The organism is Collinsella sp. LCP19S3_A7 (genome assembly GCF_052121995.1).
GTDB lineage: Bacteria > Actinomycetota > Coriobacteriia > Coriobacteriales > Coriobacteriaceae > Collinsella.
The window spans coordinates 21,073-37,180 of record NZ_JBQKDE010000012.1 but is presented as its reverse complement, the minus strand read 5'-3'; the positions used below and the strand labels follow the sequence as shown (position 1 = coordinate 37,180).

Below are 16,108 nucleotides of genomic sequence, written 5' to 3'. Positions count from 1 at the left end.
CTCACGGCGCGAGTTGCACGCCAGCATCATTGATGGGCGCCGATGGCTACTCGCCATCGATGTCGGCCGCGACGGCTTCCTCGATGGCCTCGACACCGGCGGGCGACAGGTCTTCCTTGCCCTGGTAGAACTTCTTATCGACCCAACCGGTCAGAATCGGAGCCATGATTGCCGTGATGATGACGGCGGTGGCGATCTGAGCGTATGCGGTGGGCGCAAGCTCGGCATAGCGCGGCGCGACCTCGGCAAGAGCAACCGGCGTGGTCATAGCCGTGCCGGCGATGGTGGAACAAGCCACGGCGGCTTTGCCGTTACCGCCGCACAGGCGCTCGAACGCAAAGGTGATGGGACCGACGACAAACAACGTGACAAGGCCCAGCAAGATGCCGGAAATGCCGCCGGTGATAAAGCTCGACAGGCTCATAGACGCACCGAGCTGAAATCCGATGACGGCGATCGCAGGATTGGTGCCGGGAACCAGCAGGTTCTTGATGAACGGGAAGAGGTTGCCCAAAACCATGCCAATCACGAGCGGCAGGATGGAACCGATGATGGTGCCAACGGGAATGTTGGCAAGACCAGAGACACCAAGAATGATCATGGTAACCGCAGGGCCCGCCGTGAAGAACAGGATGCCCACGGCGCCCTGCTCGGACTCGTCGCCAAACTCGCCCATGATGCCCGTGTAGAGCGCCATGTTGCAAAACGTAATGCCGCCGATGATGGAAACCGAGCTCAGGCCCAAAAAGTTGTCATTAAAGAAATACGCAACGCTCAAGCCCAGCACGGCTGCCACCACAAGCTTAGGAATCAGTACGACGATGCCGGTCTTGATGGCACCCGGCGTGGACTTAAAGCTGATGCCGGCACCCACGAACAACAGGATCGCGGCGACGATGGTATTGGAACCGCCGCGGCAGGCGGCGGTAAAGAAGCCGCCGATCTCGAAGACCTGCGGGCAGAAGGTATTGAGCAAAAGGCCGACGATCATCGGGTAGATCATGATGTCACCCGGAATGCGCGGTACTTTGAATTTCTTTTGCTCGTTGGCGATCGCTTCCTGTGCCATGAAACCCCCATTTCCGCCGACGCAGAACAAAAGCCCACGTCATGCTTTGCTACAGTAAAGTTTGACCATGGTACCAGAAGAAGCAGACCGGCTCGGTGAGAAATCCGATTCGTGGGGCCCGGACGGCAAACGCACCCCACTCCTATACGAGGCTCAAAACGATATAGAGCCCGATACCCGAGACGCAGCACCACAGCATCGACTTTGTCTTGATTGCCACCGCAACGACGCCGACAGCCGCTGCGAAAAGAGCAGGCAAATAAAGAGCGATGTGCAGACAAAACCCGCAATAGCGGTGGGAACATCGACAACGGCGCGCCTATCGCAACATTGGTAAGCATCACCGGCCAGACGGTTTTAACGATTTTGAGCACCATAGCGTTCCTCGTCCCGACAAGCTTTCCGAGCCGCATTCGACGACATGGCAGAATCATCGCCCGGCGGCAACCGAGTTCACCTACAATTGCCACCGGATCGAAAGACACAGAAAGACATAGCTTTTTAGGAAGTCGTTATGACAGCTGTCGATCGAACGGGGGCAATCGCGGCCTTCAGGACCTACACCGATGCCTACGATGCCGCCAATCCGCGTATCGCGCTCAAAATCGAGCATACGTACCACGTTGCCGAGGCATGCGATGCCGTGGCACGCAAGCAGGACTGGGCACCGCAGGACATTGACCTGGCGTGGCTTTGTGGGCTGTTGCACGATATGGGCCGCTTTGAGCAGCTGCGACGCTGGGACACGTTTAAGGATGCCGAGAGCATGAGCCATGCGAAGTTGGGCCTCGAGGTCCTCTTTGGCAAAAACCCTGCAGACGCGCCCGCGGCAACAAGTATCCGCGACTTTATCGACAGCCCGGCAGAAGACGAGCTCATCCGCGCGAGCATCGCCTATCACAGTGACTTTCGCCTGCCGGCACAACTCGACGAGCGTACACGGTGCTTCTGCGATATCGTGCGCGATGGCGACAAAATCGACATTATGCGCACCATCGCCGACAGCACCGTCGACACCATCCTCAAGGTGGATGAGGACGCATTTCTCGCCAGCCACTTCTCGGCGCCGACGTTGGCCGCCTTTGACGAGCACCGCTGCGTCGCACGTGATGAACGCGACGAGCCCGCGGACTACCTGGTAGGACTCATCTGCTTTATGTTTGAGCTCGTCTATCCGGCGAGCCGCGCGCTGGCGCGCGAGCAGGGCGATATCTACCGCCTGCTCGACGCGCCCTTTGGTATTACGCAGCCCTTTACCGACCCCGACACACAGGCAACCTGGAGCCGTCTTAGGGAAGAGATGCGCGACTGGCTGGCGCGCGCCTAGCGCTCAAGCTGGGCTAGCAGCTCCTCGACGACCTCGACGGCATCACCGACAACCTTGTACTGGGCAGCACCAAAGATGGGGGCATCCGGGTCCTCGTTGATGGCGATAATGCATTCCGCCCCACCGATGCCGGCAAGATGCTGGATGGCGCCCGAAACACCGATACTCACAAGCATCTTGGGCGAAACCGATACGCCCGTCTGGCCAATCTGATGGCGATACTCCAACCAGCCGGCCTCCACGACGGGTCGCGTGCAGCCAAGCTCGGCTCCCAGAGCCTCGGCGAGCCTTCGCATCAGCGGCAGGTTTTTCTTGGAACCAATGCCGCGACCTACCACGACCAGGCGCTCGGCATCGGCGATTGAAGCCTGCTGTCCCCACTCCTCGGCGGGAATCGAGATCTCGACACGAGCCTTAGCATCATCCGCAAGTGCTATCTGGGTGATCGTGCCGGAGCGGCCGTAGTCAAAGTCGGGCGCCTTAAAGATGCCGGGGCGCACCGTTGCCATCTGGGGACGATGATTGGGGCAGACGATGGTGGCCATCAGGTTGCCGCCAAACGCCGGACGCGTCTGTTGCAGCAGCCCCGTCTCCGTATCCATCGAAAGCACGGTGCAGTCAGCTGTAAGGCCCGTCTGCAAACGCACGGCAACGCCGGGTGCCAGTTCGCGGCCAAAGGCGGTCGCTCCGTACAGAATGGCCTCGGGCTTGCGCTCTGCCACCAAATCGCAGATGAGGCGAGCGTAGACCTCCGCATCGTTCTGGCGCAGACGCTCGTCGCGACAGATCAGGACCTCGTCTGCACCGGCGCAAACCAGATGCTCCAGGTCACCGAGAGAACCCTCGGGGCCCATGCCGACCAGCGCCACCAGGCGACAGCCGCGTGTATCCGCAAGCTCGCGGCCCTTGCCCATGAGCTCGAAGGCAACGGGAGCCACCGTATCGTGCTCGTCGGTCTGCGCGAATACCCAAATGTCTCGATATGCATCGAGGTCAACCGCGCCGGCGGCCTCGTCGCGCTCGATCGAAATAGCATTGACGGGGCAAGCGTCGACGCACCCGCCGCATAGGATGCAGCCGTCGGTTACGCGGGCGCAACGGTTGGGCCGCTCGCCTTCCACTACGATGCCGCCCGAGGCACAGGCGCGAACGCAGCGACCACAGCCGATACAGGCTTCGCTATCGATAATCAGTCCGCTCATCTATGCCATCCCCTCGATAATCTTGGCAAGTTTCGCCGCCTGCTCGGACGCCGTTCCGTCAACGGCCTCGCACGTTTGGTCGCGGTCGGGCACAAACGATCGCACGACCTGTGTCGGCGAGCCGGCAAGACCGCAGCGCGCGGGGTCGGCGTTCACGTCGGCAGCGTTGACCACGCGCACGTCCGCCTCCTCGGCCGCACGAATGCCGGCGATACTCGGCATACGCAGTTGGCCAATCTCCTTGGCAGTCGTCATCGCGCACGGCATCTCAAGATAGACCGTCTCCTCGCCGGCATCGCAGCCGTGAACAAGCGCCAGTGAACCACAGGTCGTAAAGCCCGCACTCTGCACGCAGCTCACGTCGGTCACGCAGGGAATCTCGAAGGCACCGGCAAGCTCGGGACCAATCTGGGCCGTATCGCCGTCCACCGCCATCTTGCCGCAGATGAGCAGGTCGAAGTCCTCGTCGAGCGCCTCGATGCCGCACTTGAGGGCATAGGTGGTTGCCAGGGTATCGGCACCTGCAAAGGCGCGATCGGTTAGCAGCAGTGCGTCATCGGCGCCTCGGGCGATGCAGTCGCGCAATAGCGATTCAGTCACGGGGATGCCCATCGACACCACCGTTACGCGCACGTCCATGCCAAAGCCGATAAAGTCGTCCTTCAGCGCCAGCGCGCATTCCAAAGCGCTCGCATCAAAGGGATTAATGACCGCCTGCTTGCCATCGCGCACGATGGTATTGGTCTTGGGGTCCATCTTGACCTCGGTGCTGCCCGGCACCGCCTTGACGCACACCACCATATGGAAATCGCTCATCTTCACGCGCCCCCTTTCTGGACGAGCTCATCCAAGAGCTTCTCCGAAAACAGGTTACCGCGGCCCAACTGCCCGGCAGGATCGAGCTGGAGCTTGAGCCGCGCCGACTCGACCATGGCCTCGTGACCGTACATCGTCTCCAAGAAGCCCGCCTTGATCTTGCCGACGCCGTGTTCGGCGGAGACGGCGCCGCCCATGGCCGTGACCTCGGAAGCCCACTGGGCAAAGAGCTCTTCGCCGCGGCGGTAATCCTGCGCATCGCGCGGCAGAATGTTCACATGCAGATGGTTGTTACCGATGTGCCCCCAGGCGGCAGATTCAAGCCCACTTTCGGCCAACGTGCGGCGATAAAGGGCGATGACATCGGCCAAGTGTGCGTTGGGCACCGACATATCCGACCCCAGCTTGGTAATGGTGGGGTCCGTGCGGCGACGCTCGTCGATGAGCATGTTGACGCTCTCGGGCACCGCATGGCGGAAGAATCGCTGACACTCGCGATCGACCTCGGTGCGCGCGACCCATGTCGCATCGTCGCTGCCGCCCGCAAGCTCCAGTACCCACCCCAAGTGATACAGCTCCTCAGTCGCCTGGGCTTCGTCGTCGCAGTCGAGCTCCACGTAGACACAGACCTTGGCGTCTTTGTCGAGCGCCGGCAGCGAGGCGAACGCGGTCGACTGCTCGCGCTGACGACGCAGGATATCCAGGGCGCCCGCATCGAAATATTCGATGGCAGCCGCGTGGGACAGGACGGGACGTACAGAATCGGTGAAGGACACGGCCTTGTCTTCGCTGTCAAAGAAGCAGCTCACGCCCCAAACGACCGCAGGCGCCGCCTGCAGGGCAATCTCGAGCTCGGTGATGACGCCGAGTGTGCCACACGCACCGATAAACAGATCGATGGCATCCATATCGTCAGCAACGAAATAGCCCGAAGCATTCTTGGTCTTGGGCATGGTGTAGTCGGGAAGGTCGAGCTCGAGCGTGCGGCCCTGCACCGTGACGAGCGAAAGGCGACGACCCTGTGCAAAAACCTCGCCACGGTGAAGCTCGAGCAGGTCGCCATCGGTCAGCACGACATGAAGGCCCGTGACGTGAGGGCGCATGGGGCCGTAAGCGTAGCTACGGGCGCCGGAAGCGTTGCATGCCGCCATACCGCCCAGGCAGGCAGATGCCTCGGTGGGATCGGTAGGAAAGAATTGCTCGGGAGCTTCCTGGAACTCCTCGTAGGCCTCAAGCGATGCCTGGTCCCAGCCGGCAGTCGGCAGCACTTTCTTGCCCAGTTGCTTGCGCAGTTCAGACAGCACGACGCCGGGCGCCACGCGCAGAAGAAAGCGGCCCTGCTCATCGCGGCGAATGCCTAGGTAGCGATTCATGCGGGAAGTATTGAGAATGTGACCGCCATGAGGCACGGCGCCGGCGGCAAGACCGGTCCGGGCGCCCTGAACCGTCACCGGGACACGCTCGGCATGGAGCTTTTCCATAATGGCGCGGACCTCGTCCTCCGTTGTCGGAAACGAGATGCTCGAGGCCTCGCCCGATGTGCGAGACTCATCGCGACCATACTCTTCGAACTCGTCGGTGAAGGGTTTGATGGTTGCAGACACGCGAACTCCCCCTTTAGCTAACTACAGTGTTTGCAGGGAAATGTTACCGCATCGTTTCACCGACATGTTCGAGACCGTCTCCATAATTGACGTTTTTAACGTTCGCGCAATTCGGCGAACGGTGGAATTTTCGAGACAAGCGACGCTTTTGCCACACGTTGCCGCGCAGCCACAACATGTGCATTTATCAGTCAAAAATAGTTGAGATTTTTTTCACATGCTTTTACCTGCGGAGATATCGGCTCGTCAAGCAATTGGTTAGTTATTGGGCAAGTTGCGGCTGATACGGTCGGCATCGACAGCCAAACCAATAGGAGTTTTGGCCCCAGAGCAGGGAGGTTTCCATGGCATATTACTGGCCCCAATACGGTTTCGCCATCGAAGTCGATGACGACCCCTATCTCTTGCCTTTCGACGAAGATGCATTTCCAGGTACGGAGGTCTACCACGTCACCACCGATGTGATCTGCGACCCCGAGTCGTTCTCGGCGCTCGCCCACCACATCGCGCGTATCCACAACATCGAGCTCCCTCACGACTTCGACGAGCTCATCTACTCGCGCCGCCTGATGCTTCACATGCTCTTTGGAGCGGACCCGTCCACGTTCGCACGTGTCTACACCACCAAGGACGCCGCATGAGTGCGAAGAAGCCGCCCCGCCTTGCAGGACTGGGGCGTCGCAAGAAACTCGTCGTTGTCTGCCTGGCTGTCGTCTGCGCCCTCATCGCCGTAGGGCTATACGCCTGGCAGTCGCAGCCCGTGCCCGAAGCGGGCGCCTCAGTCACGACGGCAGAAGGTAAATCGCGCCAAGAAATCCAGGATGAGCTCGACGCCATCGTCCGCGACAACATGATGACGATCTCGGTCGCGCCGGTCGCACAGTTGCAGGAAGGCGGCAAGTTGCGCGTCAACGTGCAAAACGTCCAAGACAATAAGTTTCCCCAGCGCTTCCGCGTGATTCAAAACGACGAGACCATCTATGAGTCCGGTGTGGTCGAAGCCGGCAAGACGGTTGAGACCTGCCCCGCCGGCGATATCCAAGAAGGCGAGGCATATATCGAGATTCAGGCACTCGATGCCAAGACCTACGACACCCACGGCAATCCGACGCGCGTCAAAGTGCGGGTGGCACAGGCAGAAGGCTAGTGGCCGACGCGCTCGCAGGGGCAGCACCCTGTCCCCATTCGTCCAACCATCACGGAAACAGTCCGTGACGAGCAGAAAGGATCGATTATGAACACACCCATGAACCTGAGCGGAGCCAGGGCACTCGCCGTGGGCGCAGGGCTTACGCTCGCACTTGCGATGGGCGCCGCGCCAACGGCGGCCATGGCAGAGGTGCGCGTTGGAACCACCGATGTGACGGTGAAGGCCGACATTAGCAATGTTTCGTTTAAGGCGCCAACGGTCATCCCCTTTGCCGCCAAAGCCGACGGAACGCTTGTAGGACCCTCCGACAAGACGATTACCATCGACAACCTCTCGGCATATGGCATCCACGTCACCAACATGAAGGTCACGGCCCAGAACGACTGGACAATCGTTGCAGACGCAAAGACGGGCTCGGCCCAGAACTCCATCGATTTTAAGGTTGGCCCCGATAACGCAGAAAAGGATGCCAGCTCGGCGACTCAGACTACGGGCCTCGATCTTTCCAAAGACGCAAGCTTCGACATGAAGTACAAGGACATTGCCGACGGAACGGACAAAATTAGGCTCAATGTGAGTGGCCACGTCGCCCGCGTCACGCGTGACATCTACCACGCCACCGGTACGGGAGATCAAGTGGCAAGCATCACCTGGACGGTCGAGCCCGGTGCGCACGCCACGTCCTAAGGCGATTGCACTGGCCGCCATCGTCGGCATCTTGGCGTCCGCACCCACAATGGCCTTTGCTCAACAAGAGCAAGCGCAGGCGGCCACAGAAGTGACCGTCGATCTTTCGGGCCTTAATCGCGGCAGCCGTCACGAGCCGCTCGTCCAGACGAGCGACACCCGGCAACTCATTGCGGTAGGCGTCGCCACGGTGGGAGCAGGACTGACGTGCCTTGGCCTGCACATCAAACGCAACCAATAGCCAAGCACGACCGGAGTACGCGGAATAGATAGGAGAACCATGGCACCCAAAAACCTTTTGCCCGTCGCCGCGCTCTGCAGCGCACTGGCGAGCGGTACGCCTCTCGCCGCTTGGGCGACGCCCGCCACGGCAAGCTCCTTACCGCAAGCTCTGAACCCCGCGTCGAATTCGTCGGGTATCGTCGCCTGCCAACGTTTTTCGCTCGCACATGCCACGGTCCGAACCTCGGGATGCCTTCACCGCAATACGGTCGACTCGATAGTCGTGGATATCAAGCGACCGGACAAGGAGAACGGCCCCCAGACAGGTTGCGCCATCTGCACATGGAAATCGGCTGCAGTCGACGCCGATAGCGACCCATGCGACTTAGAGCTGCGCATCGATATTGCCTCGGTCGATGACTCGGCGAACGGGGCAAAGGTCGTCTTCGACAGCGCGGCCCATGAAGAAGAAGGGGGTGTATGCCTGGGCTGCGTTCCCTCGAATGTCGATGGCGCGCAGCCCATCATCTCCTTTACGGCGTCGCTGCGGCTGACCAAGGCGGACACCGAAGCCATCGCAACGGGAGATGCGCCTTTGCTGTTCTACGCTGGCGACGCGGACGACCAAAAGGCTCAAAGCACCAGGCAGAAGGGCTCGCTTAACCTCACGCGCGGATCAGAACCCGCCCCCATCAATATCGATGCCCAGGAGCCGGGCGTGCAGCGCATTCTCGCCGATCCGGCGCTGCTCCAAATGACATGGCACGGAGTGGGATCCGTCGAGATTGCCGCTCCTATATCGAGCGATAATGACAAATCCCCCAAAGACGAGGTCGCAGACGCACCGGCACATGTTGACGATGCATCATCAGAAGACAACGCTGCGGTTCCTCTCGAGAAGCCAAGCGGCAACGCCACCGAACTAGGCGATTCCCAACCGAAAGACGGCCTGGACTTTGCCGCTCCCCCAGGTGTCGACGAAGGCAACTGTTGCATGATGGTCGCGCTCGACCACACGGAAACCGTCGATGCTGCAAGCATTAAGCCAGTCGCTGCCAATGCGCCCCGCCGCAAAAATATCCTCATCGCATTCCCCAGCACCGTCGAGCTCGTCTTTTTGCCTTCGGGCGAAGTCGTCGCGCCTACGGCACTTACAGCAGTGGGAGCAAAGAGCGCATCGAACGATATCCAAGCTATCTCGGCACTTGATGCCACAACGACCGCCAAGTTACACCTTTATTCCGTTGCAGCAGACGGAACGCGAACCGAAGAATTCGACGGAACCAAGCTTTTGGTCCCTCGTCGCATCGGTATCCAAGAAGACGTCCCCTATCAAATGGAACTTGAAGGGTTCGATCGCGCACGAGATGCCGACATCATTGCCGCAGCCATCGAATCCCCACAGCACCTCATGACGCTGCGCTTCGACTTTAGCCCCATCCTGTCCTAGACCGCTAACCGCCGCTTGGCTCGGATACTGAGCGCCCCCTCCCCGTTCTGCTACGATTGCCGCGTTGGCATCAATTACAGGAGGGTTCATGCCGGGTTTAGGAACGATCATCAACGTCGCGCTTTTGATCGCGGGCGGTCTGCTTGGCCTTATGGGTGGGCGCTTCATTACGCCTCGCATCCAAGACACGCTCATGAAGGCGTCGGGGTTGTGTGTTCTGTTTATCGGCTTGGGCGGCACCATGCAAAAGATGCTCGTTATCGATGGAGAGGCGTTGGCGACCACCGGCACCACCATGCTTATCGTCTCATTTGCCCTCGGTTCGCTCATCGGCGAGGCCATCAACCTGGAGGCCGCCATCGAGAACCTCGGCGAATGGCTCAAGCGCAAAACCGGCAGCGAAGGCGACAACGAGTTCACCAACGCCTTTGTCTCGGCATCGCTCACCGTGTGTATCGGTGCCATGGCCATCGTAGGATCGATTCAGGACGGTCTGCTCGGCGACTGGTCCACGCTTGCCCTGAAGGGCGCGCTGGACTGCATCATCGTCTGCACCATGACGGCCTCGCTTGGCCGCGGCTGCATCTTCTCGGCCCTGCCCGTTGCCGTATTCCAGGGCACGATCACGCTTTTTGCCGGCTCACTCTCCCCCATCATGACCACCGCAGCCCTCGACAACCTTTCGCTTGTGGGCTCTATGCTCATCTTCTGTGTTGGGGTTAACCTTATTCGACCTCAGACCTTCCGCACGGCCAACATGCTCCCCTCCGTCGTCGTGGCGGTCATCTACGCCCTCTTGTTCTAAATCTATCTACGTGGCGGTTTCTCGAACACCTGTTTGATGCTGTGCTATGATATGAGGTCACCGAAGCTGCGTTAGGAGAGGAGAAGCGGTGGCCGACCAGGACGTCAAGATGCTCATCGAGCGCATTATGGCCGAGGCCCGGACCCATCAGTCCGCCCGCTTCTCAAACGAAATCTATGCTGACGAGCCGATTCTCAAGACCGGTCGACAGATGCAGAACTTCCTCCCCGACCAGTACCGCAAGATGCGCGAGATATCGCGCTGGCAAGATGATCCCAAAGGCGGCACGGGACGTTGGCTATCGGAGGCGGAGCTCTTTTACCGCCAAGGCCTGCTGATGGCCGACTTCGAGGACGATTGTCCCTACAACGGCACCTTTAAGTCGTACTTTCCCACCTACAATGCCATGAGCGATCGACAGTTGCGCGGCTACTTTACCTGGCGTGCCCAAGTGCGCCGCGGAACTGTCGAGGAAACGTCTACGTCCTTTGCCTTCCTGTATCTCTATGAGCTGATCTGCGGCATTGGCGTAGATGACCCACTCGATGGCTTTAGCAAGATCAAGGCCTTTTGGAACGCCTATCGTGCCTTCGAGCCCGGCATCGACCGGTTTGCACGCGTGTGGTTGCAAGATTACGCCGTTTTCCACGGGCTCGACCCCAAACTGCTTCGCGACTCTAAAACCGTCATGTTCGATAACGCCCTTATCGAGCTGCGGCGCGCAGCTCGAGACCTTGCACCTGCACCGACGCCGCCGGATCTGCCGCCTGCGCGTCGCAAGACCTCCGAGCCTACGCTCCCCCTCCCGCCCGACGAGGCGGGCGAGGAGCGACTCATGGCCGCTATCAACGCCCTCTCCACGTATAACCTCGATAACTCTAGACTCGATCGCAGCCACCATCGCGACCTACGCCACGTGGCATGTGCCGTGTACGTCCGCATGGCGCGCTACTATGACACGCATCGAAAGACCGGTATCGTGGCGAGCTTGTTTGGGGAGGAGACGGCCATGCCCTATACCATGTTTGCCTCGGCCGTGTTCTTTGCGCCCGAGCGCCACGAGGACTGCGAATACCGTCTTGACCCCATCCATATCTACCGCTGCCAAAACGGTTTTTGGGAATGCATGCGAATTCACGGCAGCAGGCAAAAGAGCAGCAAGCTTGGTGAGATGATGCGCGCCTGCGACCAACGTCTGCGCCTGGCCCTAGCTCCCGCCCACCCCCTGAAGGAGGAGAAGGTCCCCAAATATCTGGCCAAAATCATCGATGACGAGATCGTGGCATGGCTTTCGTGGGATGCCGCACACCAGCCCGTCAAGATCGATATCGATTTGAGCCAGCTGGGGCACATTCGGAGCGCCGCCGCGCAAACGCGTGAAGCGCTTTTGATTGATGAGGAGCGCGAGGACGGCACGCCCGTGGAAGCCGAGGCAACGCTTATCGAGCAGCCGGGCCGCGAGCCTGCGCCCGGCATGACTGCCGAACCTGGCGAGATGACCATTCAGCAAGACGAACCCGACAAGCCGACTGTCGCCGCCGAAGAGTTTGGCGTCATGGCACCGCTCCTCGTGTCTGCGCCCGCACCCGTAACGCCCGCGTCTGCCGAAGCTACGAACAAACTCGCGCCCGCCGAAGATGCCTTTCTTCGCGCGCTCCTCGAGCAAAACACAGCGCAAGCGACATCAGCAGTGGAGAGGTCGGGCCAGAGCGAGGATATGCTCGTCGACAGCATCAATGAGACGCTCTTTGACCTGGTGGGAGACACCGTTATCGAGTTCGGCGCGGCAGGACCGCAAATTATCGAGGATTACGAAGCAGACGTGAGAGGATACCTAGACCATGAGTGATACCGCATCCGCAGCACCCCGCGTGCCCAAGCGCGTCGCTGCCGTCATTCTCAACTCGCTCAAGGGCGGTGTGGTCCCGCGCATCGGCCTTCCCTATATCACCGTAGGGCGCGAGGTCGAGATCCGCGCCCTGCTCACCGATTTGAGTCTCATCGCCGACGGTGGCGCGAGCTTCCGGTTTCTGGTCGGTCGCTACGGCGCAGGCAAGAGCTTTTTGCTCCAGACCATCCGCACGCACGCCATGGGCGAGGGGTTCGTCGTCGCCGATGCCGACCTGTCGCCCGAGCGCCGCCTGCAGGGCGGTCAGGGGCAGGGCCTTGCCACCTACCGTGAGCTCATCCGCAACATATCGACCAAGACGCGCCCCGAGGGCGGTGCGCTCAACCTTATTCTGGATCGCTGGGTCGCCTCGTGTGCCGACGTCGACGAGTCGGTCGTCAATGCCCAACTGGCCCCGCTCGAGGAGATGGTCCACGGCTTCGACTTCGCCCGCATGCTCCGCCGCTACCGCACGGCCGTATCCGAGGGCGATGAAGAGGCCATGAGCCGCATAACCAAATGGATCCGCGGCGAATACCGCACCAAGAGCGAGGCTCGCGCCGAACTGGGTTCCTCGACCATCATCAGCGATGACGACTGGTACGACTACGTTAAGCTCATTGCGCGCTTTTTGGTCTGCAGCGGCTACAAGGGCATGCTGGTGCTCATCGACGAACTCGTGAATCTGTATAAGATTCCCAACGCGATCACGCGCCAATACAACTACGAGAAGATCCTGACCATGTACAACGACACGCTCCAGGGCAAGGCGCAGTACCTGGGCATGATCATGGGCGGCACGCCAACCTCCATCGAAGACCGCCGCCGCGGTGTGTTCTCCTACGAGGCCCTGCGCAGCCGACTCGCTCAGGGCCGCTTTGCACGCGAGGACCTTAAGGACATGCTCGCGCCCATCATCCGTCTGCAGCCACTCACCTACGAAGAGTTGCTGGTGCTGATCGAAAAACTCATGCAAATTCACGCCGGCTACTTTGGCTGGACGCCCACGCTTACCGAGAGCGACCTGGTGGACTTCCTCAAGATTGAGTTCGGTCGCGTGGGAGCCGACACGCATCTGACGCCGCGCGAAGTCATTCGTGACTTTATCGAGCTGCTCGACATCCTATGCCAAAACCCCGACGCCAACGTGGCCGAGCTGCTGCAAAGCGTCGGCGGTGACGCACCAGCAGCCGCAACAGACGACACCGGCACCGCAGGCGCCGACCGCAACTTCGCCGAATTCGCCATCTAACCTGCCAAAAAGGGACAGGTTTATTTTGGCAGGTTTTATCTGGGCAAACATTGAAGCAGTCATGCAGCAAGCCACTGCCCGCCGCGTTGAGAGATTCGCTTTTGAAAGAGGCCCCGTGAACGCCTTTGACCGCTACGCCCCGTTTATCCAAGACTTCATCTACTCCCACGATTGGGAGAGTCTCCGCTCCATTCAGGTTGCGGCGGCAGATGCCATCTTTAACACACAAGACAATGTGCTCCTGACGGCATCCACGGCTTCCGGCAAAACCGAGGCGGCCTTCTTTCCCATCCTGACCGAGTTTTGGGAGAAGCCGCCCGCGAGCGTGGGCGCCCTCTACATCGGTCCCCTCAAGGCGCTCATCAATGATCAGTTCGTCCGCCTTAACGACCTTTGCGAAGAGGCCGATATCCCTGTCTGGCACTGGCATGGCGATGTCTCGCAGTCGCACAAGGCTAAGCTCATCAAAAAGCCGAGCGGCATCTTGCAGATTACGCCCGAGTCACTCGAGGCGCTCCTGATCCATAAGCACATGGCGATCCCGCGCATGTTTTGCGACCTGCGCTATGTGGTCATCGACGAGGTCCACTCGCTCATGCGCGGCGACCGTGGCGGGCAGACGCTCTGCCTTATCGAGCGACTCTCGCGCATGGCCGGCGTGCAGCCTCGACGCATTGGCCTTTCGGCCACCATCGGCGACCCCGAGCGCACGGGCGCTTTTCTCTCACAGGGAACGGGACGTGACTGCGTTATCCCTCGTTTTGAGGAACCGCGCCGCGTATGGCGCATCTCCATGGAGCACTTCTACAACTCGGGTCCCCAGGCACAGCAGCGGGGGTTCGAGAGCATGGGTCCTCAAGAGGCCGAAGTGCTTGCCTCCGAGCGCATTGAGGCAGCGGCACCCACGGCGATGCCGGCCGACACCCAAGGCACGAGCCACAGCGGACAGCCCACACAGGAGGAGCGCCGTCAACGTCGTGAGCGAGCACGGGGCAAGGCCGCTCCCAAGGACCGCCAAGCTTCCTCGGCCCCCGAGGGCGAAGTCGACATCCCCCGGGCCGCCGAGCAAGCGCTCCTCAACCCCACCGACACCGCACCCGACAACGCCGATCCCGGCATGGGCTATATCTTCGAACACACCCGCGGGCGCAAGTGTCTGGTCTTTGCCAACTCGCGCGAGGAGGCAGAGGCCGTATGTTCCATGCTGCGCAGCTACTGCGTGAGCCGACACGAGCCTGACCGTTTCCTCATCCATCACGGCAACCTTTCGGCATCGTTGCGCGAGACGGCAGAAGAGCTCATGCGCGATGAGGAGCAGGCACAGACGACCGTCACCACCTCTACGCTTGAGCTTGGCATCGATATCGGCCGTCTGGAGCGTGCATTTCAGATCGATGCGCCATTTACCGTCAGTTCCTTTTTGCAGCGAATGGGCCGCACGGGACGCCGCGACCTTCCGCCCGAGATGTGGTTTGTCATGCGCGAGGAAGAGCCCGAGCCGCGTACGATGATGCCCGAAACCATTCCGTGGAAGCTCCTGCAGGGCATCGCACTCGTACAACTCTATCGCGAGGAAAAGTGGGTCGAGCCGCCCGAGCTCGATCGACTCCCCTACAGTCTGCTCTATCACCAGACTATGTCGACGCTTGCCAGCACCGGAGAGCTCACGCCGGCAGAACTTGCCCAGCGCGTGCTCACGCTCAGTTATTTCCACCGCGTCTCAGCCGATGACTATCGCGTGCTGCTGCGTCACCTCATTAAGATCGACCATATCCAGGTCACCGAGGGCGGCGGGCTCATCGTGGGCCTCGCGGGCGAGCGCATCATCAACAATTTTAAGTTCTACGCCGTGTTCCAGGAAAACGAGGAGTTCACCGTCCGCAGCGAGTCGGCCGAGCTGGGCACGATCGTCAATCCCCCACCGCCCGGTGAGCGCATCGCCATCGCCGGGCACTGCTGGATTGTCGAGGAAGTGGACTGGAAGCGCCATACCGTCTTTGCCACGCAGGTCAAGGGCCGTGTGCCGGCTTACTTTGGCGATTGCCCCGGCGACATCAACACGCATGTACTCGAGCGCATGCGTAAGGCGCTCAACGAGCACGCGACATATCCATACCTTATGGGCAACGCGCGGGCCCGCTTGGCGCAGGCTCGCCATACGGCCGAGATTTCGGGTGCGGGCACTAGGCCACTCATTAACCTGGGCGGCGACACCTGGGTGCTCTTCCCCTGGCTGGGCAGCTATGCCTTTTTGGCGCTCGAGCGCATGCTCAAGATTAAATGTGCCGCGGAGCTGGGCCTTCGCGGACTCGACCCGTCGCGCCCGTACTTTATGCAGTTTAAGATGAAGGCCGACGAAGAGACGTTCTTTGAGGTACTCGCCGCCGAGGCCGAGAAGGACTTCGATCCCATCGAGCTCGTCTATCCCGGCGAGGTGCCTTACTTTGATCGTTACGATGAGTTCGTTCCCGAAGAGCTCGTGCGTAAGGGCTTTGCCGAAGGCGTGCTCGACATAGATGGCATGAAGCAGCGTGTCCGCAGCTGGCGCGACCACGCATAAAACGGGGCTGACTATATGAGCAGTCAATTTGGGACGGGGCTATTTTAGCTGCCCTTGCAGGTAAAGCGAAAGGTTT

At 60.5% G+C, this 16,108-nt stretch carries 14 protein-coding genes; 10 read left to right on the top strand and 4 right to left on the bottom strand.

Features of this window, described 5'->3' with window-relative positions:
* Positions 1-46: 46 nt before the first annotated feature.
* Positions 47-1,069, bottom strand: a complete 1,023-nt coding sequence (locus tag ACTQV3_RS06620) for a 2-keto-3-deoxygluconate permease (protein ID WP_427728278.1) — start codon at positions 1,067-1,069, stop codon at positions 47-49.
* A 514-nt stretch (positions 1,070-1,583) separates the two neighbouring features.
* Here ACTQV3_RS06620 and ACTQV3_RS06615 point away from each other — a divergent pair.
* A complete protein-coding gene (locus tag ACTQV3_RS06615) occupies positions 1,584-2,396 on the top strand; it encodes an HD domain-containing protein (RefSeq protein ID WP_441068753.1) in 813 nt (270 codons plus the stop codon).
* On the opposite strand, the gene ACTQV3_RS06610 is transcribed toward ACTQV3_RS06615, so the two are convergent.
* From ACTQV3_RS06610 to ACTQV3_RS06600, 3 genes are read right to left on the bottom strand one after another with little or no spacing between them, the layout of a single operon-like run.
* Complete coding sequence (locus ACTQV3_RS06610; protein ID WP_441068755.1) at positions 2,393-3,598, bottom strand: FAD-binding protein; 1,206 nt, start codon at positions 3,596-3,598, stop codon at positions 2,393-2,395. The two genes, ACTQV3_RS06615 and ACTQV3_RS06610, sit on opposite strands and share 4 nt — an antisense overlap.
* The gene (locus ACTQV3_RS06605) at positions 3,599-4,414 is read right to left on the bottom strand and encodes an electron transfer flavoprotein subunit beta/FixA family protein (protein WP_441068757.1); all 816 of its coding nucleotides are present in this window, start codon (positions 4,412-4,414) and stop codon (positions 3,599-3,601) included.
* A gap of 2 nt (positions 4,415-4,416) precedes the next feature.
* Entirely contained in the window at positions 4,417-6,018 is a 1,602-nt protein-coding gene (locus tag ACTQV3_RS06600; protein WP_441068759.1) for an FAD-binding oxidoreductase, read from the bottom strand.
* Between the two features lie 344 nt (positions 6,019-6,362).
* On the opposite strand from ACTQV3_RS06600, the gene ACTQV3_RS06595 reads away from it, so the two are divergent.
* From ACTQV3_RS06595 to ACTQV3_RS06555, 9 genes are all read left to right on the top strand, one after another.
* Positions 6,363-6,659 (top strand): hypothetical protein, encoded by a 297-nt coding sequence (locus ACTQV3_RS06595; protein ID WP_154517147.1) that lies wholly within the window; start codon positions 6,363-6,365, stop codon positions 6,657-6,659.
* The gene (locus tag ACTQV3_RS06590; RefSeq protein ID WP_427719604.1) at positions 6,656-7,165 is read left to right on the top strand and encodes a hypothetical protein; all 510 of its coding nucleotides are present in this window, start codon (positions 6,656-6,658) and stop codon (positions 7,163-7,165) included. The genes ACTQV3_RS06595 and ACTQV3_RS06590 overlap by 4 nt, the downstream gene beginning before the upstream one ends.
* Positions 7,166-7,252: 87 nt before the next feature.
* A complete protein-coding gene (locus ACTQV3_RS06585; RefSeq protein ID WP_441068761.1) occupies positions 7,253-7,855 on the top strand; it encodes a hypothetical protein in 603 nt (200 codons plus the stop codon).
* The gene (locus ACTQV3_RS06580) at positions 7,836-8,096 is read left to right on the top strand and encodes a hypothetical protein (protein ID WP_441068763.1); all 261 of its coding nucleotides are present in this window, start codon (positions 7,836-7,838) and stop codon (positions 8,094-8,096) included. The genes ACTQV3_RS06585 and ACTQV3_RS06580 overlap by 20 nt, the downstream gene beginning before the upstream one ends.
* 39 nt (positions 8,097-8,135) lie before the next feature.
* Positions 8,136-9,527: a hypothetical protein gene (locus tag ACTQV3_RS06575; protein WP_441068765.1), complete on the top strand. Its 1,392-nt coding sequence runs from the start codon at positions 8,136-8,138 to the stop codon at positions 9,525-9,527.
* A gap of 88 nt (positions 9,528-9,615) precedes the next feature.
* Positions 9,616-10,332 (top strand): DUF554 domain-containing protein, encoded by a 717-nt coding sequence (locus ACTQV3_RS06570; protein ID WP_441068767.1) that lies wholly within the window; start codon positions 9,616-9,618, stop codon positions 10,330-10,332.
* A gap of 88 nt (positions 10,333-10,420) precedes the next feature.
* Complete coding sequence (locus ACTQV3_RS06565) at positions 10,421-12,181, top strand: TerB N-terminal domain-containing protein (protein ID WP_441068768.1); 1,761 nt, start codon at positions 10,421-10,423, stop codon at positions 12,179-12,181.
* The gene (locus ACTQV3_RS06560) at positions 12,174-13,472 is read left to right on the top strand and encodes an ATP-binding protein (RefSeq protein ID WP_441017292.1); all 1,299 of its coding nucleotides are present in this window, start codon (positions 12,174-12,176) and stop codon (positions 13,470-13,472) included. Before ACTQV3_RS06565 ends, ACTQV3_RS06560 begins: the two co-directional genes overlap by 8 nt.
* A gap of 115 nt (positions 13,473-13,587) precedes the next feature.
* Positions 13,588-16,032 (top strand): DEAD/DEAH box helicase, encoded by a 2,445-nt coding sequence (locus ACTQV3_RS06555; RefSeq protein ID WP_441068770.1) that lies wholly within the window; start codon positions 13,588-13,590, stop codon positions 16,030-16,032.
* Positions 16,033-16,108: the final 76 nt, after the last annotated feature.